Source organism: Corynebacterium sp. Marseille-P8863 (assembly GCF_946902955.1).
GTDB lineage: Bacteria > Actinomycetota > Actinomycetes > Mycobacteriales > Mycobacteriaceae > Corynebacterium > Corynebacterium gottingense.
Genome location: NZ_CAMPQC010000023.1, coordinates 1 through 20,185, shown reverse-complemented (window position 1 = coordinate 20,185; position 20,185 = coordinate 1). Strand labels below are relative to the sequence as shown.

Genomic DNA, 20,185 nt, shown 5'->3' with positions numbered 1-20,185 from the left:
CCGGTTGGGCGTTGCTGCGAAATCTTCGCGGTGGTTTCGCGTTTTAAAGTCGTGCCCTTTGACCATAGCGCGCCGCGCCTCTAGCGCGCGCGGTGGTGGGGCCTTCAACGGTTGGTGCTATTTGGTCCCGGTCGAGCCGTAACCGCCCTCGCCGCGTACCGTTTCGTCGAGCGCATCGACCTCGACGAAGTCAACCAGCTCCACGCGCTGGACGACGAGTTGGGCAATGCGCATCCCGCGCTCGACGGTAAATGGCTCCGAGCGGTCCGTGTTCACCAGACACACTTTGAGCTCACCGCGGTATTGGGCGTCGACAGTCCCCGGCGTATTCACAATGCTTAAGCCGTGCTTCGCAGCGAGCCCGGAGCGCGGGTGGATCAGCCCTACCGTGCCGAGCGGCAGGGCGAGGGCCACGCCCGTGCCCACGAGTGCGCGCTGTCCCGGTTCCAGGGTGATTGTCTCGGCGGAGTACAGGTCCGCGCCGGCATCCCCAGTATGCGCGCGTTTGGGAAGCGGCAGCTCCTTATCCAGCCGTTTCAGCGGGATCGGGGGCAGCTGGACCGCGCCAGCCAGTTGTGTGTTTTCGTTGTTCTCGCTCATGGTGCCCACCTTACGGTACGGCCTGCACACGCCAATGCGGCGAATTGGACAGGTCACCCATCCCCTGAACTAAGGTTGCATTCGTGTCTGAAACCTCGCGCTCCAACGATGCAACTGCCCACGCCACCGGCGCCGCAGCGCCCGAGGTGCTCTACCGCGAACGACAGTGGGTGCCGTGGTACTGGTGGGCGGCCGGAATCGGCCTGACGTTACTCCTTGCCGCCCAGTTTGCGCTGAACCGCAACGTCTGGTGGTTCATCGTGCCGCTGGTAGTCATCGGCGCGCTCGTCGCGTGGTTCCTCACGTGGCTGTCCAACACCACGGTGTCCGTCGAGCGCGACCCGGACGGCTCGCGCTGGCTCCGCGTCGGCGAGGCGAACCTGCCCGCGGACGCAGTTGATCGCGCGATGGTTGTTCCCCGCTCCGCGCGGCAGAACGCGCTCGGCCGCCAGCTCGACCCGGCGGCGTACCTCGTCTCCCACGCGTGGGTCCCCGAGCACGCGCTCATCGTGTTGAACGACCCAGAGGACCCAACCCCCTACTGGCTCATCTCCTCGAAGCACCCCGAGGCGTTGCTCGCCGCCTTCGTCTCCGAGAAAGCCCCTGCCGACGGGGCTGCGTAAGGCTTACTCGCAGTCCAGGCAGTACTTCGAGCCGTCATCGGCCGTGTACGCCAGGCGCTTCTTCTTTTGCACCAGGAAGCAGGAGGCGCAGGTGAACTCGTCGTCCTGGCGGGGCTTGACCTCTACGTTAAGCTCCTCACCGGACAGGTCCTGCGCGGGGATTTCCACTGGCTCGACGATCTCGCCGTCGTCGTCCATGCTGCTGCCGGCTACTTCTGCGGCCTTCAGGCCTTCGAGCGAGTCGGTCTCAATCTCGTCGTCCTCGAGTCGGCGACGCGGCGCATCATAATCCGTAGCCATGGTGTTCTTCCCTCCAGCTCAACGTGCAAAAGTAAAAAGGTGCGGTGCATTGTTTTGAGCGTCCTGCCAGGTCCTGCCAGGACGCGTTTGAGCGGAATACTAAAGCAAATGGCTCGATCTGTCACTTTCGCCCCCGACCAGGGGCGATGCTGCTAAGCGCCGGCTCCCAAGACGCGCATCGCCCCCGCCTTCTCCAACAGCCGCGGGAACGATTCCGCGAGCCCCGGAGCGCAGGCGTACATCAATTCGCCGTCACCGCCGCGATCGCGCAAGCCCGGGTGGTGCACCACCGCTCCCGCCTCGGCGGCAATCACCGCGCCGGCAGCGTAATCCCAGGGGTGCGTGCCGTGCTCGTAGTAGGCGTCCGCGCTCCCCTCAGCAACGCGGCAGAGGTCCAACGCCGCCGAGCCCATGCGGCGGATGTCGCGCACCTGCGGCAGGAGCGTGGTCAGTATCTGCGCTTGCTGGCCGCGCCACCCGGAGTCGTAGGAGAAGCCGGTCTCCACCAGAGCGGTGGCGGGACGGGAGGCCCGGGATGTGTGGAGGGGGTGGGCGGTGGCGTCGCTAAGCACGAAGGCCCCGTGCCCGCGGGCGGCGAAATAGGTGATGCCGCGGGCGACATCAGCGACCGCGCCAGCGACGAGCTCGCCGTGCACGGCGACGCCGACGGAGACCGCGTAGGCGGGCAGCCCGTAAATAAAATTCACGGTGCCGTCGATGGGGTCAATGACCCATTCAACGCCCGTTTCGCTCGGCTTCGACGCGCCCTCCTCGCCGATAACGCCGTCGCCGGGACGCAGCTGCGAAAGCCTGCCCACGACGCGCTCCTCGCACCCCTTGTCCACGGCCGTGACCGGGTCCACCTCGGACGTCTTAGTCTGCGCGACCATCTCCACGGAACCGTGCCTGGTCAGAAAGTCGCGCTGCTTGGCCACGAACTCGGCCGCGTCCTGCACGAGTTCAACGCACAGGTCGCGCAACTCAGCTGCGGTGGGAGTGTTGGCGGTGCCATTGGGGGAAGTCGGTGTGCTCATAGTCCCCATCGTGCACCGACTTTCCCGGAAGCGCGACTCGCACCGCCCCATTTATGCCGCGCGTTTGTAAGCTGTGCCGTATGAGCGATACGACTGCAACTCATCTCGGATTCGGCGTGGACGTCGGCGGCTCGGGCATCAAAGGTGCCATCGTTGACATGGATACCGGCGAGTTTGTCGGCGAGCGTGTCAAGATTGCCACGCCCAAGCCCGCGACGCCCCAGGCCGTGGCCGACACCGTCGCGGAAATCGTGCGCGCGCACGACTGGCATGGGCCGATCGGCATCACCCTGCCGTCCGTTATCCGTAACCAGGTCGCGTGCAGCGCCGCCAATATCGACGAAGCTTGGATTGGCACTAACGTCCACGAGCTCTTCTCCGCAGCCCTGGGCACGGAGGACATCGCGGTGCTTAACGACGCCGACGCCGCCGGTCTCGCCGAAGTCGCATACGGGGAGCCCGAGGCCCGCGAGGGCGCCGTCATCTTCCTGACTTTCGGCACCGGGATCGGGTCCGCCTTCTTTATGGACGGCACCCTTTTCCCCAACACGGAGCTTGGCCACCTGGTCATCTCCGGAGAGGAAGCAGAGCATGTCGCCTCCTCCGCCGCCAAGGACCGCGAGGAACTCAGCTACAAGAAGTGGTCCAAGCGAGTCGACGCCGTCCTGCACGAGTACCAGCGCCTGTTCAGCCCGTCCGCGTTTGTGGTCGGCGGCGGCATCTCCCGTAAGGCGGACAAGTGGGTCCCGAACCTGACGGTGGACGTGCCGGTGGTCGCCGCGCGTCTGCGCAACCGAGCAGGCATTGTCGGCGCGGCGATGGCGGCGAACGAGCACGTTGCGCCGTAATTGATTGGTCAGGCCCAACCACAGATCCATGACTCATGTACGGTGGGCACCGGACAGCAACCACTCCTGCCCTCGTGGGACGCACCTTTCCGGCTCCGTGACACGCACGGCGCGCGAAAGATGCGGCACGATGGCGAGTGCTGGAATAGATTCAGCGCGCGGCCTGTTAGGATTGGCGTTCTAGAATTGGAACCATTGCGCAATCCGGCAGGATATGCATACGAATATTCTCGCAGGAAGCAGGGTTGCGCGCAGTGGAAGAAACCGAATCGGCGAAAGGGCGTACGTGGTAGCCAGCGAAGCATCAGGCAATAACACCGTGGAGAATGCAGCACAGGCATCCTCCGACGGTGGCGCAGGCAACGGTGCAAACGACGCCGCGGCAACTCCGGCGGCGAAGAAGACGGCCAAGAAGGCTGCAAAGAAGACCGCTCGGAAGAAGGCCACGAAGAAGACGGCGAAGAAATCCGCTCGGAAGAAGGCCACCAAGAAGACGGCCAAGAAGACGGCCCGCAAGACTGCGAAGAAGACCACCAAGAAGTCAGCGGCCAAGAAGGCGACCGCTGCGCACGCAGGCGCCGAGGGCGTGGACGAGGACGAGCTGCGCACCGATGCGCTTGTCGACGATGCCGATACCGTCGATGACCGCGACGACGAAGATTACGATCCCGACCTCGCGGACGAGGACGCCGACTTTGATGACGAGCTCGCCGAGGACATCGACGAGGACGACCTGGACGGCGACGACATCGAAGATGACGAAGACGACGACTCGGACGACGAGGAAGAAGACTCTTCGTCCGTCTGGGACATCGAGGAGTCTGCGGCGCTGCGTCAGGCGCGCAAGGACGCGCAGCTGACCGCGTCCGCCGACTCCGTCCGCGCGTACCTCAAGCAGATCGGCAAGGTCGCGCTGCTGGACGCGGAGCAAGAGGTCTCCTTGGCCAAGCGCATCGAGGCCGGCCTGTACGCCCAGTACCGCCTGGACGAGATGGCGCGCGCCGCCGCTGAGGGCGACAAGGATGCCAAGCTCACGCCTGCGGTCAAGCGCGACCTTCGCGCGGTGGCCCGCGACGGCCGCAAGGCAAAGAACCACCTGTTGGAGGCAAACCTTCGCCTCGTGGTCTCGCTGGCCAAGCGCTACACCGGCCGCGGCATGGCGTTCCTGGACCTCATCCAGGAAGGCAACCTCGGCTTGATCCGTGCAGTGGAGAAGTTCGACTACTCCAAGGGCTACAAGTTCTCCACGTACGCTACGTGGTGGATCCGCCAGGCGATCACCCGCGCGATGGCGGACCAGGCCCGCACCATTCGTATCCCGGTGCACATGGTGGAGGTCATCAACAAGCTCGGGCGTATCCAGCGCGAGCTGCTGCAGGACCTGGGCCGCGAGCCCACCCCGCTCGAGCTGGCGAAGGAGATGGACATCACCGAAGAAAAGGTGATGGAGATCCAGCAGTACGCGCGCGAGCCGATCTCCCTGGACCAGACGATTGGCGACGAGGGCGATAGCCAGCTCGGTGACTTCATCGAGGATTCCGAGGCGGTCGTCGCCGTCGACGCCGTGTCCTTCACCCTCCTGCAGGACCAGCTCCAGGACGTGCTGCACACGCTCTCCGAGCGCGAAGCTGGCGTGGTACGCCTGCGCTTCGGGCTTACCGACGGCATGCCGCGGACTTTAGACGAAATCGGCCAGGTCTACGGCGTGACCCGCGAACGCATCCGCCAGATCGAATCGAAGACAATGTCCAAGCTGCGCCACCCGTCGCGTTCCCAGGTGCTGCGCGACTACCTGGACTAGCCTTTCGCGGATAAAGCGGTGCCCCGCCCGGAAGATTCCGGGCGGGGCACCGCTTTATGTACGGCTGAATTAGCCAAACTCGCGCTCCGCGACATCTTCTACGCACTTTTCGTAAGCGGCCGTGTCATCCACCAAGTGGTCGCACTCCCCGACGAAGGTGGAAACGAGTCCGACACCGATGAGCATAAACACCACGCTGAGCAGCGAGGCGATCGCGCCGAGAACGATGCCGGCGATGGCCATCCCCTTCCGCGCGCCCGGACCGGCGATCTTCTTCGCGCTCCGGATCCCCAAAATGCCGAGGATAATCGCGATAACACCGAGGAACACCCCGCCGACGATCGTAATGATTGCAAGCATGGCGAGGATACCCACGATCAAGGCAGCAATCGCCATGCCGTTATTTTTCTGTACCCCATACGGCTCGCCCTGCGGGTACGCGCCACCGTAGGCGGCACCGCCGCCGTACTGCCATTGCTGGCCCGGCTGGCCCGGCTGTGGCTGACCTGGCTGCGGGTGCTGCCCGTAGTCCGAGAACCCCTCGGGGTGGTTGTACGGACCCTCCTGGTTCGGGTTATAACGATCTGTCATGGTCGTCTCCTTCACTCGTCGCCGTGCACTCGCCCACACTACCGGTCTTTTGCGCTACCAGCCACGCAAGTAGTCAATGCGTTGCTGCAGCTGCTCGGCGTTGCACAGTGCGGTCGGCGGCCCGCCGCACGCCTTCCTTGCCTCCGTGTGGATCGCGCCGTGCGGACGCCCCGTCTTGCCCGCAACGATGGAGACGCGCGTGTTCAGCTCCTTGCGCAGCCTGGGGATCTCATCCGCAGCGGTCTCGCCCCCGCCGCCGGTGGAGCCAGACTTGGACGGTGCGGCGCCGGGCCCAGCAGCGACCGGCTCGCCCAGCGTTTTCGCCCGTTCTGCGGCTTCGCGCTCCGCGGCCTTCCGCGCCTTCTCCTCCGCCTCGCGGGCGTCCAGCTGGTCGCTCTGCCGCTTGCGCAGCAGGGTCTTGACCTGTTCGGCGTCCAGCAGTCCCGGGAGCCCAAGGAAGTCTTGTTCCTCGGCGGAACCAGCTGCGGTCGCGGTGCCGTAGGTGGAGCCGTCGAAAATCAGCGAATCCAGCTCAGCGGACGCACCGATGGACTCGTAGCTCGGCCCCTCGTCGGGCTCGTTCTCCTGGCGGTTGGCTTGCTCAATGAGCTCGTCGGACCAGCCCTGCTCGCGGTGCGGCTTGCCCAGGACGTGGTCACGCTCCTCCTCCATGTTCTCCGCCAGCCCCAACAGCACGGGCACGGACGGCAGGAACACGGACGCGGACTCGCCGGGCATGCGGGAGCGCACGAAACGGCCGATTGCCTGGGCAAAGAACAGTGGCGTCGATGCGGAGGTGGCGTACACGCCGACGGAGAGGCGCGGGACATCGACGCCCTCGGAGACCATTCGCACCGCCACCATCCACTCGTCGCGGGACGCCGAAAACTCCTCGATGCGGTCGGAGGACCCAGGCTCGTCGGAAAGCACCACTGTGACCGGCGTGCTGGAGATCCCCTCGAGCATCTTGGCGTAGGCGCGCGCCGTAGTTTTGTTCGTGGCGATGACCAGGCCGCCCGCGTCCGGCATGTTGGCGCGGATCTTGGTCAGGCGCGTGTGCGCGGCCTGCAGCACGAGCCGGATCCAGTCCCCCTTCGGGTCCAGTGCCGTCTTCCACGCGCGTGCCGTTTGCTCCGCGTTGAGCGGTTCACCGAGGCGAGCTGAGTATTCCTCGCCCGCGGAATCCCGCCATTCTGTCTCCCCGCTGTAGGCGAGGAAGACGACGGGGCGCACCACGCCGTCCTTGAGCGCGTGCGAGTAGCCGTAGGTGTAATCGGCCTCGGAGACGAGGTGCCCCTCGCCGTCCTCGTTGTAGCGCACGAATGGGATCTGCGAGTCATCGGAGCGGAACGGCGTACCGGTGAGCGCGAGTCGGTGCTCTACGTCGTTGTACGCCTCATAGACGCCGTCGCCCCAGCTCTTCGAGTCGCCGGCGTGGTGGATCTCGTCCAGGATGACCAAGCTGCGCCGCGCCGACGCGACTGCGTGGTGCTTGAACGGGTGCATACCCACCTGCGCGTAGGTGACCACGATGCCGTCGTAGGAGGGGTTCACCGCGGACGAGTTGGTGAAGTTGGGGTCCAGCGACAACCCGAAGCGCTTGGCCGACTCGGACCACTGGTGCTTCAGGTGCTCCGTCGGCACAACCACAATGAGCCGCTGCACCGTGCGGTCGGCCAGGAGGGTGCTCGCCAGCGTCAGCGCGAACGTCGTCTTTCCCGCTCCCGGCGTTGCCACGGCCATGAAGTCGCGCGGTTTTGTACGCAGAAACGAATCAAGGGCCTCTTGCTGCCATTTACGGAGCTGAGGCCCTGGTGTCGACGCTGTCACTTTCGGCGCAGCCCCTCATAAATCCGCTGGCAATCGGCGCAGACCGGGGACCCCGGCTTGGCCTGCTTCTTTACAGAGAACTTCTTTCCGCAGAGCGCGACAACCTGCTTCCCAGAGATCGCGGAATCCACGATTTGGTCCTTCCGCACGTAGTGGAAAAACTTTTCCTTGCCGTCCTCCGTGGTTGACGAGGTGTCCTCCCGGAGGTCGGGGCGCTCAAGAGTCTTCGTCGTCGTATTCACGCCTTCCATCATGCCCCAAAGTGGGTCGGAATTTGCAATGCCCCGCTACCCTTTGCGTTATGAGCGGATCTGACCACACCTTCCACCAACCCGAGTCGGGCGTGCCCGGTCCGCACCCGCACACGATCGACGCCCAGCCGGACGAGGAGCAGCCCCGCCGCCGCCGGCTCCGCCCGAGGCGCTCCCGGCGCGCCCTCATCACCGACGCCACGCGGACCCACGAGCAGGACCTGAAGAGCCGCGAAAAGCAGTACCTGCTGTGGCAGGGTGCGCGCGTGCCACTGATCGCCATCTCCATCCTGTGCGCGGTGCTGGGCCATTGGTGGTTCGCCGCCCTTTTCTTCTCCATTTCGATCCCGGTGCCGTGGATCTCCGTCATGATTGCCAACGGCCAGGGCGAGGCGCGCGATAAGCGGGACAAAAACGTGTACAAGCCTGCGCTCGCCCGCGAGGAGGCCCGGCTCGCTGCGCAGGCCCGTGCGCAGTTGGAGGCGGGTCAATCGCGCTCTGGTGCCGACCGCTCCCCCGCTATCATCGAGTCCGATCCCGACGCCAGCAAGGAGTAGCCAATGCCTCTCGAACCGCTCCCCGAGTCTCTTCCCAGCGCCGTTCGCGCGCTTGCCGACGCTCTCGCGTCGACCGGTTTTACCGCCGACGGCATCGCCAAGCACCTCGGCCCCCACGCGACTGCGGCGCTCTACCGTGGCGAGCCAGGCGTCGTGCTCGCCGCCTGTGACGCTTCGCCGCTGTCGCGCCTGATCCGTTTCTTCTTGGTGCGCGAGCCGGCGTCGCAAGCCCAGCTCGACGAGCTCCTTTCTCCTGACCTGGTGCGCATGCTTCTCGATGCCACCGTGATCCGCCCCGCCGCCAACGACCGGTTCGCCGTGGCCCTCGACCTGCGCCCCCACGTCCTCGCGGGGCAGGACCGACTGATCGTGTCGGACCTGGATGCGTCGATGACCGCGCACGTGCCGGGGCCCGACCACGTCCTGGGCGTTGGGTCGGCGTCGCTCTCGCTGCTCAGCGCCTCTCCGGAGACGCCGGTTGGCACGGTGCTGGACCTCGGTTGCGGCTCGGGGGTGCAGGCGGTGGCGCAGGCAGGGGTTGCGCAGCGCGTGGTGGCGACGGATGTGCACCCGCGCGCCCTGGAGCTGGCTCGCGCGACGCTCGCTGCGAACCGGATCGACAACGTCGAGCTGCGCCAGGGCCCGTGGTTCGAGCCGGTTGTCGACGAGCGCTTCGACCGGATCGTAGCGAACCCGCCGTTCGTGGTGGGACTGCCCGAGGTGGGCCACGTGTACCGCGATTCGGGGTTGTCGCTCGACGGGGCAACCGAGCTCGTTGTCGGCCAGGCCCCCGCACACCTGGCGGAGGGCGCGACCGCGTGCATCCTCGGTGCGTGGGTCCACCGCACCGGGGAGAGCTGGCGCTCGCGCGTTGCTTCGTGGCTGCCCTCCCGCGGTGTGAGCGCCTGGGTCCTGGAACGCGATGTTGTCGACCCGGGCCAGTACGTCTCTACCTGGCTTGCTGATGAATCGGTCGACGTCCGCTCCCCAGAGGCCGTCGAGCGCACCGAGCGCTGGCTTGCGCACTTCCGCGACAACGACGTCGAGGCCATCGGGTTCGGGTGGATCTTCCTCCGCGAGATCGGCGATAACCCCACCGAGGTTACCGCCGAAGACCTCTCGCACCCGTTCACGGATCCCCTCGGGCCGGAGGTGGACGAGTATTTCACCAGGGCCGAATGGCTGCGCGGCAGGGGCTCCGACGACATCCTGGATGCCGCGTACATGGTGCGCCCAGGCGTGGCGCTGGAGAGGGTGAGCGTCGCCGACGCCGAGGCCGGGATGGGCTTTGCGCAGCGAGTCACGAGGGTTTCGCGTACTGACGGACCGCGCTTTACCCACGAGGTCGACGACGGTGTCGTCTCGATTCTCTCTGGCCTCCACCCACAGGGGTTGCCCCTGCGCGAGGTGGTGGGGTTGCTGGTGGCGTCGCAAGGCGTCGATGACCCGGCGGAACACACACGCCTTGAGAACAACGCAGCGGCGGTTGTGGTGGACTGTGTGCGCCACGGCCTCGTCCTGCCCGCTGAGATTATTGCGAAGGAGTCCTGATGAAAGCTGTACTGACGCGAGTGGAGAGTGCTTCTGTCACCGTCGACGGGGAGGTCGTCGGGGCGATCGACTGCCCCGAAACCGGCGGCATCCTCGCCCTCGTCGGCGTGGGCCGCGACGACGCGGAGGACGCGTGGGAGAAGATGGCCCGCAAGATCGCGGAGCTGCGCATTCTCGACGGCGAGCGCTCCGCCCAGGACGCCGGCGCGCCCGTCCTCCTGGTCAGCCAATTCACCCTCATGGGACGTACGGCGAAGGGACGCAGGCCGTCGTGGGCGGATGCGGCGCCGGGTGAGGCAGCTGCACCGGTAATTGCCAAGATCGCAGAGGAGCTCCGCGGCCGCGGCATCACGGTCGAAGAGGGCCGGTTCGGCGCGATGATGGACGTGGCGAGCGTCAACAGCGGGCCGTTCACGGTCCTCGTCGAAGCGTGACACGGGACGAAACCTGGCCGCTACCCACGTTCTAGGGAAGACGTTCCTGGACTGATGCTGAGAGTCGAGCGAGGCAGACGTACGTTGCATAATATTTACGCTCAGCCGGAACAATCGGGAGCGTTGCTCCGTTTGATCTATAAGACTGAACTTACGGTTCGAACCCCTTTCAAGGAGGCAGCTCTTCATGACTCAGCCGGACCACGCTCGTGATGCGGGCAACGAAGAAAACGTTGACCGCGGTAGCCGCCGAAATCAGACCAATGACAATCCGTCGGCGGACCTCGTGCGCGTGTACCTCAACGGTATCGGCAAAACGGCCCTGTTGAACGCTGAGGAAGAGGTCGAGCTGGCCCAGCAGATTGAGGTAGGCCTTTACGCCCAGCACCTGTTGGACGATCCAGAGGTCACGCTCACCCGCGCCAAGAAGCGTGACATGAAGATCCTGGCCAAGGAAGGGCGCAAAGCGCGCTCCCACCTGCTGGAAGCAAACCTGCGCCTCGTGGTCTCGCTGGCCAAACGGTATACGGGGCGCGGAATGCCGCTGCTGGACCTGATCCAGGAAGGCAACCTCGGGCTGATCCGTGCCATGGAGAAGTTCGATTACGCCAAGGGGTTCAAGTTCTCCACCTACGCCACCTGGTGGATCCGCCAGGCCATCACGCGCGGGATGGCGGACCAGTCCCGCACGATTCGCCTACCAGTCCATTTGGTGGAGCAGGTAAATAAGCTCTCGCGCATCCGCCGCGAAATGTACCAGTCCCTGGGCCGCGAACCTACGAATGAGGAGCTTTCCGAGGAGTCCGGCATCGAGGAGTCCAAGATTGAGATGCTGCTGCGCCAGTCGCGCGACCCGGTGAGCCTGGATATGCCTGTCGGCGCGGACGAGGAGGCGCCGCTCGGTGACTTCATCGAGGACGCCGAGGCGACGGACGCCGAAGACGCTGTGGTCTCGACTCTGCGCCACGACGACATCGAGGACATCATCGCGGGTCTGGAGGAACGCGAACAGGACGTGATTCGCCTGCGCTACGGCCTGACCGACGGCGTGCCGCGCACCTTGGACCAAATTGGCCGCCAGTTCGGCCTGTCGCGCGAGCGCGTGCGCCAGATCGAGCGCGAGGTTATGGCCAAGTTGCGCGTTGGCGACCGCGCCGACCGGCTGCGCGACTACGCCTAAGGCACCGCGCGTACACTTGCAGGGCTTGGATGGTCTGTGCGCGAAATGACCCGCGCAGGCCGTCTGCACAGAGTGACTCAGAGGGAGAGGCAGCATGCGTGATCTCGTCGACACGACCGAGATGTATTTGAGAACTGTGTACGAGCTTGAGGAAGAAGGCATCACGCCGCTGCGCGCGCGCATCGCGGAGCGCCTTGAGCAATCCGGTCCGACCGTCTCGCAAACGGTCTCGCGCATGGAGCGCGACGGCCTGCTCGTGGTCCAGCCGGACCGCTCCCTCGCGCTTACCCCGGCGGGGCGCCAGCGCGCCACCGCAGTGATGCGCAAGCACCGCCTGGCCGAGCTGCTGCTGACCGACGTCCTACAGCTCAACATCGCGCAGGTCCACGACGAAGCGTGCAGGTGGGAGCACGTCATGAGCGAGGATGTGGAGCGCCGCGTCGTCGCCGTGCTGGGCAACCCGACCCGCTCCCCGTTCGGCAACCCGATCCCGGCGTTGGAAGAGCTGGACGCCACGCCGAGCTCCGAAACTGCGTACGGCACCCGCGCGAGCGACCTCGAGCTCGACGGCCCGACCGAGGTCACGGTGGTGCAGGTGAGCGAGATCTTGCAGCAGCTCTCCGCAACCGTCTCCCCGACTGTCGGCGTCGCGTCATTCGTCGGCTCGCAGGTCACCCTCGAGCAGCACGGCGGCGGCGCGGTCATGCTCACCACCAAGGACGGCGATCGCGTCGAACTCTCACCCGAACTCGCGCACGCACTGCGCGTTGACCCAGTGGAGGATTAACCCGTGAAACTTGTAGTCACCGGCGGTGCCGGCTACGTGGGCAGCGTATGCGCTGCTGTGCTCGTCGAGGCTGGCCACGACGTCATCGTCATCGACGACTTCAGCACCGGCAACCGCGACGCCGTCCCCTCCGGGGCGACGTTGGTAGAGGGCCATATTTCCGACGTCATCGACCGCGTCCTGTCCGCCGGCGACGTCGACGGCGTGCTCCACTTCGCCGCCCGCTCGCTGGTCGGCGAATCCATGGAGGTTCCCGCCGAGTACTGGCGCGACAACCTCGAGGTCTCACTCACCTTGCTCAACGCGATGCGCGCACACGGCGTGCGCTCGCTCGTGTTCTCCTCCACCGCCGCCACCTATGGCGAGCCGGAGGCAGTGCCCATCACCGAGGACGCCCCAACCCGCCCCACCAACACCTACGGGGCGACGAAGCTGTCCATCGATTACGCCATCACCTCCTACTGCCAGGCATACGGCATCGGCGCGACGAGTCTGCGGTACTTCAACGTTGCCGGCGCGTACGGCGACTACGGCGAGCGCCACCGCACCGAGACGCACCTCATCCCCATCGTGCTGCAGGTCGCCCTCGGCCAGCGCGACGCCATCAAGATGTTCGGCGACGACTGGCCCACCACCGACGGCACCTGCGTGCGCGATTACATCCATGTGAGGGATCTTGCCGACGCCCACGTGCTCGCACTCGAGGCGAATACCCCAGGCACCCACGAGATCTACAACCTTGGCTCCGGCGACGGCTACTCCGTCCGCCAGGTCGTCGAGATGTGCAGGGAGGTCACCGGCCACGAGATCCCCGCCGAGGTCGCGCCTCGCCGCGCCGGCGACCCGGCCGTGCTCATCGCCTCTTCGGACAAGATCAAGCGCCAGCTGGGCTGGAACCCCACGCGCACCGACCTGCGCACCATCGTCCAAGACGCGTGGGACTTCACCTCCGCCCGCCACGGGGGTGCTTGAGTCACGCCGCCTGCTCGCGGAGCAGGTCGTCCCACGACTCGCGGCACCCGGCGAGTGCGGTGTTGACCATCCCTTGCCACTCGCCGATTGCCATCAGCTGGCGCTGCACCGCGGACAGCGAATGCCCTGGCACCTCGTCCTGGGCCGCCCGCAGCGCCGCGAACGCCCACGGCTCCAGGTCCGACGCCGCCGCTGCGAGCGCCCACAAGCTCAGCGCGTTCGCGCGGATGACGCCCGTAAAGTTTCGCGCGATGAGCAGCAGCGCCTGAGCGGCCGTCGCGGAGTGCTCGAGGACGTCCTCGACGAGACAATCGCGCAGCTTACTGCGGGACAGCAGCGAGGCCAGCAGGACGATCTCCTCGTCGTCGCGGAAGCAGTCGCTCAACTGCAGCGGCCGGCGTGACGTCCCCGCCGGAAACTCCGGGTTGCCCGCGCCGCCATGGATGAGCGTCACGCAGCCGTCCTCGATCAGGTTGATGGCGTCCCACCTGTCGCCGCAGCCCTCGCCGGCGCCTGCCGGGTGCGGCGCGAGTTGTTGGATGAGACGGCGGCCGGAGTGATACGCGGCGTCGTAAAGCGCGCGGCATCGGCGCAGGTCGCCGGAATTGTCGGATTCGAAGAATAGGTGCATGTCCTCGCGACGAAGCTCTGGAAGCATGCCGTTGTCAAGCAATCCGCGCATGGTTGGCGCGTGCACGATCGACGGCACGGTGCCGGAGAAGTACGAGGCTGGGGCGGCGGTGCGCTCGTGGTGTGCGGGGAAGAGTTGGGGGCTGGTGGCGTCAAAAAGCAGGGTGTAGGGCGTGCCCGCGGCGATCTCGGAGACGTGCCAGCACGCGGCGAGCGGCGGGAGGTCGAGCTGGGTATCCAGGGACTGCAGGAAGTAGGCGGTTTCCATCGCCAAATCCGAGTTCGGGATGCGGGTGATGATGACGGCGAGGTGGAGGTCCTGGTGGGCGTCGAAAAGCGCCCGCAGCCCGAACGCGATCTGCTCCTCACTCGCCAGATCAGCGCGCACGATCGGGCCGACCGTGTATGAGGTGGAGTCCTCGCCGGCGTGGCTCAGGCCAATGAGGACGAGGGATTCTTGCGGGTAGAAGCCGAGCGCGCCTGGGATGCAGGCGATGAGTTCGGCGGGGCCGTACGGCGGGTTGTTGGGGCGGTGGTCATTGGCGTCAAAGTTTCGTGATTGCTTCATACATATTGGACGCAAAAAGCACCGCCTCGGTTCCCTCGTCCGGGAAACTTCTTTGCTGCGGTATCATTGTTGCCACCTTGGCGCGGGACGCGTGGAATAGTTTCACCCCTGGCGTAGTTGTCTTTGATAATGCGAAAAGGTACGCCACCCGGCATTTGTCCGGGCAATGTGGCGTACCGCGAGATCATTTGGGAGGAAGCACATGTCTGATACGTCTCGCATGTATGAACTGGAATACCCGGCGCCCTCCGTCGGCGAGGAATCCGCGAACGGCCCGGCGCTCGTGGTGGCAATGCAGGGTTACGCCGACGCCGGCCACGCCGTCGAGGGAGCCGCCGAGCACCTCAAGGCGGCGCTGGACTCCCGCACGCTCGCCACGTTTAGCAACGATGAGCTCATTGACTACCGCTCGCGCCGCCCCGCGGTGACCATCGCGCAGCACGAGATCACGGACATCGATGACCTGCAGCTGGACCTGCGCGTGCTTCGTGACGAAGCAGGGCGCTCCTTCCTCCTCCTGTCCGGCCCCGAGCCCGACCTGCGGTGGGAGGCGTTCAGCGAGGCCGTGAGCGACCTGGCGCAGCGCTTCGGCGTCGCGCAGACGATCTGCCTCTACGCGGCGCCGATGGGCGCCCCGCACACCCGCCCGCTGGTCGTCTCGGCACACGGCAACAGCAGCGAGCTGGTGGGCAATATGTACACCTTCGACGGCATGGTCACGGTGCCCGGCTCTGCTTCGATCCTCATCGAGCGCGCCCTGCACAAGCGCGGCAAGCCCGTCGCCGGGTTCACGGCGCACGTGCCCCACTACGTGGCGTCGTCCCCGTACCCGCACGCGACGTTCCAGCTGCTCCAGTCCATCGAGGACGCGACCAAGCTGAAGTTCCCGCTGCGCGCGCTGGAGTCGGACATCACGCGGGTGTCGCAGCAGCTGGCCGAGCAGATGGCCGGTTCCGACGAGATCGCCCACGTAGTCCACGCGCTGGAGGAGCACTACGACAAGGAGATCAGTGACTACCGCGAGCGCCACCCGCAGGCCATGATGCCGGGCGAGGCGCAGGTGCCGAGCGGCGAGGAGATCAGCGACGCGTTTGAGAACTATCTCACCGCCATCGAGGACCGCGACCGCGTGCTCGGCCAGGACGAACAGCAGCTGAGCCTGCCGTTCGGCGACGACGAGAACAATTTGCTGATGGACCACTTCCTCATCGACCCTGAAGACCCTGCAGACCCGGAAAAACCGGACGACGACGAGTAGGTTTCGCCCCTCGGCTACGGTGGTGAGCGTGACTTTATCTGACTTGCTCGCCGATCTCGCCGACGTCCCCGCACCGCTTCTCGACGAAGCCGCGTGGGACTCCTTCCTCTCCTGGACCTCGTCCCGCGGCATCTCGCTGTACCCGGCGCAAGAGGAAGCGTCGCTTGCGCTGCTCGCCGGTGACAACGTCATCCTCGCCACCCCCACCGGGTCCGGCAAGTCCATGGTGGCCAACGCGGCGCACTTCATCGCCCTGACCCGCGGGCAGCGCACGTTCTACACCGCGCCGATCAAGGCGCTGGTCAGCGAGAAGTTCTTCGCCCTTTGCGAGATCTTCGGCGCCGAAAACGTCGGCATGATGACCGGCGACGCGACGGTCAACGGGTCTGCGCCGATTATCGCGGCGACGGCGGAGATCGTCGCAAATATTGCCCTGCGCGAGGGCAAGGACGCGAAGATCGACCAGGTGGTCATGGACGAGTTCCACTATTACTCCGAGCCCGACCGCGGCTGGGCCTGGCAGGTACCGCTCCTCGAGCTGCCGAAGGCGCAGTTCCTGCTCATGTCTGCCACCCTCGGCGACACCGCTTGGCTGGAGAAAGACCTCACCGAGCGCACGGGCCGCCAAACCACCTACGTCGGCGGGTCCGAGCGCCCCGTGCCGCTCGATTTCCACTACGTGTTCACCCCGGTCCACGAGACGATCGAGCAGCTTCTCGACGATGGCAAAGCCCCCATCTACGTCGTCCACTTCTCCCAGCGCGAAGCTACCGAGCGCACCCAGGCGCTGACTAGCCTGAAGATCATCACCGACGAGGAGAAGCGGCGCATCGCCGAAGAGATCGGCTCGTTCCGCTTCACCACAACCTTTGGCAAGACGCTGTCCAAGCTGGTGCGGCGCGGCATCGGTATCCACCACGCCGGCATGCTGCCCAAGTACCGCCGCTTGGTGGAGCGGCTCTCACAAACCGGCCTGCTCAAAGTGATCTGCGGTACCGACACGCTGGGCGTGGGCATTAACGTGCCGATTCGTACCGTTGTGATGACCGGCCTGGCCAAGTACGACGGGACACGCCAGCGCATCCTCAAATCCCGCGAGTTCCACCAGATTGCCGGCCGGGCCGGGCGCGCCGGCTACGACACGGAGGGCACCGTCGTCGTGGAGGCGCCGGAGCACGAGATTGAGAACGTGAAGCTGCGCAGGAAGGCCGGCGACGACCCGAAGAAGCGCAAGAAACTGCGGAAGAAGTCCGCCCGCGACGGCGAGGTCTCCTGGTCCGAGGACACGTTCAACCGGCTCACCACCGCGGAGCCGGAGGAGCTGACCAGCCAGTTCAGCGTGTCCAACTCGATGCTGCTCAACGTGGTGGCCCGCCCGGGCGACGGCTACGAGCACATGCGCCACCTGCTGCGCACCAACCACGACTCGCGGGCGAAGCAGAACCGAGACATCCTCACCGCGGTCGACTTGTTCCGCGGGCTGATCAACGCGGGCGTCGTCGAGCGCACGCCCGACTCGCCCGCATTCCGCCCCTACACGCTCACCCGGGAACTGGACCGCGACTTTGCGCTCAACCAGCCGTTGTCACCGTTCGCGCTCGCGTTCCTCACCATCTTGGACCCCGAGTCCGACACCTACGCGCTCGACGTCATCTCGACGTTTGAAGCAATTCTCGACGACCCCCGCCAGCTCCTCCAGGCGCAGCAATCCGCCGCCCGCGGCGAGGAAATCGCCGCGCTCAAGGCGGACGGCGTGGACTACACCGAGCGCATGGCGCTCATCGAGGACGTCACCTATCCGAAGCCGCTTGCTGACGAACTCGACGAGGCCTTCGACACATTTTGCCAGGGCAACCCGTGGGCGAAAGAGTTCGAGCTCGCGCCGAAGTCCGTCGTGCGCGACATGATCGAGCACGCCATGACGTTTTCCGACCTCATCGCCACCTACGGCCTCGCGCGCAGCGAGGGCGTGGTGCTGCGCTACCTCACCGACGCGTGGCGCACGCTGTCCCATTCCATCCCAGAAGCCAACATGAACGAGGAGCTCGAGGACATCATCGTGTGGCTCGGGGAGTTGATCCGCCAGGTGGACTCGTCGCTTATCGACGAATGGGCGCACATGGCCGACGAAGACTCCCCCATCGACCAGGCGACGCTGGACCGCGAGCTGGCGTTCGGCGTCGAGGACCCGAACGCCCTCACCGCCAACCGGCGCGCCTTCACCATCATGGTCCGCAACGCCTTCTTCCGCCTCGCCGAACTTTTCGCGCTGGAGAAGGAGCGCGAGCTGGACGAGATGTTCGACTACCTTGACCCAGACGCGCGCCCCGACTTCCCCGCCGGGATGGACGACTACTTCGACGAGTACGACGACGTCGACACCGGTCCCGACGCTCGTGGACCCGAGTACTTCCGGCTTGGCGACACCACCGGGCGCACCTGGGAGGTCACCCAGATCCTCAAGGACCCGGAGGGCGACAACGCGTTCCAATTCCACGGCGTTGTGGACTTGGACGCCTCCGATGAGGCGGGAGAGGTCCGCCTCCAATCTTTGGAATTGCGGGAGGGGTAGCTCTTTTGGGGGTGGCGTGGCGTCGATAAGCATGCCCCTTTTCTGTGGATAGACAGGTACGTGAGCTGGGCTTTTCATGCGCGCCGCTGCATAACTTGCACAATATGCAGTGCGTAAAATTCACCCAGCGAACGTGACATTCGCCTCACTGGCTTGCGGTACATTGTTGTTCCAAACACAATCCGACAATTTGTGAGGAGTAACACAATTGACTCGTGCGCTCGTGATCGGCGCAGGCATGACAGGCCTGTCCACCGCATGGTTCCTGCAGGAATACGGGTACGACGTTGAGGTCGTAGACAAAATTGGCGTCGCGGGCGGCTCCTCGTGGGGCAACGCCGGCTGGCTCGCGCCCGGCAAGACGATCCCGCTGTCCAACTCCAGCCTCTGGGCCTACGGGCCGACCGCGCTCTTCGACCGCAACGCCGCGCTCTCCGTCCCCGTGCGCGTCGACCCGAAGCTGTGGGCGTTCTGCGCGCAGTTCATGGCGCACGCCACGCAGCGCGCGTGGGACAAGACCATGGCCGGCCTGACCCCCGCCGACATGGCCTCGCTCGCCGCCTTCGACGACCTCGAAGCGGGCGGCGTGACCTCAAAGTCCTACCGCTCGCCGTACATCATCGGCTTCGAGTCGCAGTCGCAGGCCAAGGGCTTCCTCAAGGAGGTCGACGGCGCCATCCGCCACGGCCAGGAGATCCCGTTCGAGCCGATTTCGCTTGACGACGCCCGCGAGCACGCCCCCATGCTCACCGACAATGTCAAGGCCATCTACCGCATGCAAGGCCAACGCTTCATCGAGCCGGGCCCCTACTGCCAGGCCATCGCCGACTCGTTCACCGCGCGCGGCGGCACCATCACCACCGGCGCCGAAGTGACCAAGGTGACCTCCACTCGCAAACCGGCCGTGCAGCTGTCCACCGGCGAATGGAAGCCTGCCGACGTCGTCGTGATCGCCACCGGCGCGTGGCTGCCCGCACTGGCGCGCGAGCTAGGCGTCACCACCATGGTGCAGGCGGGTCGCGGCTACTCGTTCAGCGTGGAGACGGAGACCGTGCCAGAGTGCCCCGTCTACCTGCCGGAGCAGAAGATCGCCTGCACGCCGTACCAGGGCCGCCTGCGCGTGGCGGGCACGATGGAGTTCCGCGGCCCCGACGAGGCGTTCCAGCCGGGCCGCGTCGCCTCCATGATCCACGCGACGAAGCCAATGTTCCGCGGCATCGACTGGGACGACCGCCAGGACGAGTGGGTCGGCTCGCGCCCCGTCACCCCGGACGGCCTGCCGCTCGTCGGCGCGACCAAGGTGCCGAACGTGTACACCAACGGCGGCCACGGCATGTGGGGCATCGTCCTCGGCCCGGTGTCGGGCAAGATGCTGGCCAAGCAGATCGCCACCGGCGAGGTGGACCGCACCATCGAGCCGTTCGACCCTCTGCGCAGCCCGTTCGCCGGCCTGTAGGCCACCGCCTTTCGGGCATGCGTGTAGGCGCCAGGGGCGCTGGCGCTTGCGGTGGCTAATGCGCGGGTCTTCGGTGCGGCGCGCGGGCGGTGTGGTCGGTGCCGGTGGGGGTGGCGTTTCCGTATGGCGAGACGTAATAGATCCTTCCGTCCCGCCGTTCGGTGTGGCCCCGGGCGCCGGTCGCGGCTTGCGAGTTGTGGTACTGGCACAACCAGCCAAGGTTCGCGGGCGTGGTATCGCCGCCGTGGCGGTGTTCGCTCATGTGGTGCGCCTGGCAGCGTGTGGCTGGTACGGTGCAGTCTTTCCAGGTGCACGTGGTGGCGTCGGCAAGCATGATCTCGC

The 20,185-nt window shown here is 65.9% G+C and carries 19 protein-coding genes and 1 pseudogene; 12 read left to right on the top strand and 8 right to left on the bottom strand.

The annotated features are described in order from the left end of the window. Positions 1-117: 117 nt before the first annotated feature. Positions 118-600 (bottom strand): dUTP diphosphatase, encoded by a 483-nt coding sequence (gene dut, locus OVO38_RS11765; RefSeq protein WP_095536680.1) that lies wholly within the window; start codon positions 598-600, stop codon positions 118-120. Between the two features lie 83 nt (positions 601-683). On the opposite strand from dut, the gene OVO38_RS11760 reads away from it, so the two are divergent. Further along, positions 684-1,223, top strand: a complete 540-nt coding sequence (locus OVO38_RS11760; protein ID WP_267208602.1) for a DUF3093 domain-containing protein — start codon at positions 684-686, stop codon at positions 1,221-1,223. Positions 1,224-1,226: 3 nt separating this feature from the next. Here the strand turns inward: OVO38_RS11760 and OVO38_RS11755 are convergent, their stop codons facing one another. Together OVO38_RS11755 and OVO38_RS11750 are read right to left on the bottom strand one after the other, a co-directional pair. Next, entirely contained in the window at positions 1,227-1,523 is a 297-nt protein-coding gene (locus tag OVO38_RS11755) for a DUF4193 domain-containing protein (RefSeq protein WP_095278964.1), read from the bottom strand. 152 nt (positions 1,524-1,675) lie between these two features. After that, positions 1,676-2,557, bottom strand: coding sequence for an inositol monophosphatase family protein (locus tag OVO38_RS11750; protein WP_267208600.1), 882 nt, complete (start codon positions 2,555-2,557; stop codon positions 1,676-1,678). 80 nt (positions 2,558-2,637) lie between these two features. Here OVO38_RS11750 and ppgK point away from each other — a divergent pair, with 80 nt between their 5' ends. Then, a complete protein-coding gene (gene ppgK / locus OVO38_RS11745; protein WP_267208598.1) occupies positions 2,638-3,405 on the top strand; it encodes a polyphosphate--glucose phosphotransferase in 768 nt (255 codons plus the stop codon). A 214-nt stretch (positions 3,406-3,619) separates the two neighbouring features. Continuing rightward, positions 3,620-5,206 (top strand): RNA polymerase sigma factor, encoded by a 1,587-nt coding sequence (locus OVO38_RS11740; RefSeq protein ID WP_095545818.1) that lies wholly within the window; start codon positions 3,620-3,622, stop codon positions 5,204-5,206. Between the two features lie 69 nt (positions 5,207-5,275). Here the strand turns inward: OVO38_RS11740 and OVO38_RS11735 are convergent, their stop codons facing one another. From OVO38_RS11735 to OVO38_RS11725, 3 genes are read right to left on the bottom strand one after another with little or no spacing between them, the layout of a single operon-like run. Further along, on the bottom strand, positions 5,276-5,797 hold the full coding sequence (locus OVO38_RS11735; protein ID WP_267208597.1) for a DUF4190 domain-containing protein: 522 nt from the start codon (positions 5,795-5,797) through the stop codon (positions 5,276-5,278). A gap of 54 nt (positions 5,798-5,851) precedes the next feature. After that, positions 5,852-7,627 carry a DEAD/DEAH box helicase gene (locus OVO38_RS11730; protein ID WP_095534728.1) on the bottom strand — a complete coding sequence of 592 codons (1,776 nt, stop codon included), beginning with the start codon at positions 7,625-7,627 and terminating at the stop codon, positions 5,852-5,854. After that, the gene (locus OVO38_RS11725; protein WP_095278982.1) at positions 7,624-7,878 is read right to left on the bottom strand and encodes a DUF3039 domain-containing protein; all 255 of its coding nucleotides are present in this window, start codon (positions 7,876-7,878) and stop codon (positions 7,624-7,626) included. Before OVO38_RS11725 ends, OVO38_RS11730 begins: the two co-directional genes overlap by 4 nt. 50 nt (positions 7,879-7,928) lie before the next feature. Here OVO38_RS11725 and OVO38_RS11720 point away from each other — a divergent pair, with 50 nt between their 5' ends. From OVO38_RS11720 to galE, 6 genes are all read left to right on the top strand, one after another. After that, positions 7,929-8,435 carry a DUF3099 domain-containing protein gene (locus tag OVO38_RS11720; RefSeq protein WP_267208596.1) on the top strand — a complete coding sequence of 169 codons (507 nt, stop codon included), beginning with the start codon at positions 7,929-7,931 and terminating at the stop codon, positions 8,433-8,435. 3 nt (positions 8,436-8,438) lie between these two features. Beyond that, a complete protein-coding gene (locus tag OVO38_RS11715) occupies positions 8,439-9,986 on the top strand; it encodes a methyltransferase (RefSeq protein ID WP_267208594.1) in 1,548 nt (515 codons plus the stop codon). Then, complete coding sequence (gene dtd / locus OVO38_RS11710) at positions 9,986-10,420, top strand: D-aminoacyl-tRNA deacylase (protein ID WP_267208593.1); 435 nt, start codon at positions 9,986-9,988, stop codon at positions 10,418-10,420. Before OVO38_RS11715 ends, dtd begins: the two co-directional genes overlap by 1 nt. Before the next feature lie 187 nt (positions 10,421-10,607). Further along, positions 10,608-11,600: a sigma-70 family RNA polymerase sigma factor gene (locus OVO38_RS11705; protein WP_095278973.1), complete on the top strand. Its 993-nt coding sequence runs from the start codon at positions 10,608-10,610 to the stop codon at positions 11,598-11,600. Positions 11,601-11,694: 94 nt separating this feature from the next. Then, positions 11,695-12,387, top strand: coding sequence for a metal-dependent transcriptional regulator (locus tag OVO38_RS11700; RefSeq protein ID WP_267208592.1), 693 nt, complete (start codon positions 11,695-11,697; stop codon positions 12,385-12,387). A gap of 3 nt (positions 12,388-12,390) precedes the next feature. Next, complete coding sequence (gene galE / locus OVO38_RS11695; RefSeq protein ID WP_095278975.1) at positions 12,391-13,359, top strand: UDP-glucose 4-epimerase GalE; 969 nt, start codon at positions 12,391-12,393, stop codon at positions 13,357-13,359. A gap of 1 nt (position 13,360) precedes the next feature. Here galE and OVO38_RS11690 read toward each other — a convergent pair whose 3' ends face one another. Next, the gene (locus OVO38_RS11690) at positions 13,361-14,557 is read right to left on the bottom strand and encodes a DUF4192 domain-containing protein (protein WP_095545822.1); all 1,197 of its coding nucleotides are present in this window, start codon (positions 14,555-14,557) and stop codon (positions 13,361-13,363) included. Between the two features lie 202 nt (positions 14,558-14,759). Here OVO38_RS11690 and OVO38_RS11685 point away from each other — a divergent pair, with 202 nt between their 5' ends. The 3 genes from OVO38_RS11685 to OVO38_RS11675 all read left to right on the top strand — a co-directional run bounded on the left by OVO38_RS11685 (position 14,760) and on the right by OVO38_RS11675 (position 19,843). Then, the gene (locus OVO38_RS11685; protein WP_095534735.1) at positions 14,760-15,815 is read left to right on the top strand and encodes a PAC2 family protein; all 1,056 of its coding nucleotides are present in this window, start codon (positions 14,760-14,762) and stop codon (positions 15,813-15,815) included. A 28-nt stretch (positions 15,816-15,843) separates the two neighbouring features. Then, a complete protein-coding gene (locus OVO38_RS11680) occupies positions 15,844-18,387 on the top strand; it encodes a DEAD/DEAH box helicase (RefSeq protein ID WP_267208589.1) in 2,544 nt (847 codons plus the stop codon). A 238-nt stretch (positions 18,388-18,625) separates the two neighbouring features. Then, positions 18,626-19,843 (top strand): NAD(P)/FAD-dependent oxidoreductase, encoded by a 1,218-nt coding sequence (locus OVO38_RS11675; protein ID WP_267208613.1) that lies wholly within the window; start codon positions 18,626-18,628, stop codon positions 19,841-19,843. Between the two features lie 55 nt (positions 19,844-19,898). Here OVO38_RS11675 and OVO38_RS11670 read toward each other — a convergent pair. After that, a pseudogene (locus OVO38_RS11670) lies at positions 19,899-20,185 on the bottom strand (HNH endonuclease); the annotation flags it as partial.

Excerpts from the sequence above, each read along its gene's own strand:
- OVO38_RS11690 (WP_095545822.1), bottom strand. The coding sequence starts at position 14,557 with ATGAAGCAATCACGAAACTTTGACGCCAATGACCACCGCCCCAACAAC.
- OVO38_RS11675 (WP_267208613.1), top strand. The coding sequence starts at position 18,626 with ATGACAGGCCTGTCCACCGCATGGTTCCTGCAGGAATACGGGTACGAC.
- OVO38_RS11755 (WP_095278964.1), bottom strand. The coding sequence starts at position 1,523 with ATGGCTACGGATTATGATGCGCCGCGTCGCCGACTCGAGGACGACGAG.
- OVO38_RS11740 (WP_095545818.1), top strand. The coding sequence starts at position 3,620 with ATGCATACGAATATTCTCGCAGGAAGCAGGGTTGCGCGCAGTGGAAGA.
- OVO38_RS11720 (WP_267208596.1), top strand. The coding sequence starts at position 7,929 with ATGAGCGGATCTGACCACACCTTCCACCAACCCGAGTCGGGCGTGCCC.
- OVO38_RS11715 (WP_267208594.1), top strand. The coding sequence starts at position 8,439 with ATGCCTCTCGAACCGCTCCCCGAGTCTCTTCCCAGCGCCGTTCGCGCG.
- OVO38_RS11685 (WP_095534735.1), top strand. The coding sequence starts at position 14,760 with ATGTCTGATACGTCTCGCATGTATGAACTGGAATACCCGGCGCCCTCC.
- OVO38_RS11750 (WP_267208600.1), bottom strand. The coding sequence starts at position 2,557 with ATGAGCACACCGACTTCCCCCAATGGCACCGCCAACACTCCCACCGCA.
- dut (WP_095536680.1), bottom strand. The coding sequence starts at position 600 with ATGAGCGAGAACAACGAAAACACACAACTGGCTGGCGCGGTCCAGCTG.
- OVO38_RS11700 (WP_267208592.1), top strand. The coding sequence starts at position 11,695 with ATGCGTGATCTCGTCGACACGACCGAGATGTATTTGAGAACTGTGTAC.
- ppgK (WP_267208598.1), top strand. The coding sequence starts at position 2,638 with ATGAGCGATACGACTGCAACTCATCTCGGATTCGGCGTGGACGTCGGC.
- OVO38_RS11725 (WP_095278982.1), bottom strand. The coding sequence starts at position 7,878 with ATGGAAGGCGTGAATACGACGACGAAGACTCTTGAGCGCCCCGACCTC.
- dtd (WP_267208593.1), top strand. The coding sequence starts at position 9,986 with ATGAAAGCTGTACTGACGCGAGTGGAGAGTGCTTCTGTCACCGTCGAC.
- OVO38_RS11705 (WP_095278973.1), top strand. The coding sequence starts at position 10,608 with ATGACTCAGCCGGACCACGCTCGTGATGCGGGCAACGAAGAAAACGTT.
- OVO38_RS11735 (WP_267208597.1), bottom strand. The coding sequence starts at position 5,797 with ATGACAGATCGTTATAACCCGAACCAGGAGGGTCCGTACAACCACCCC.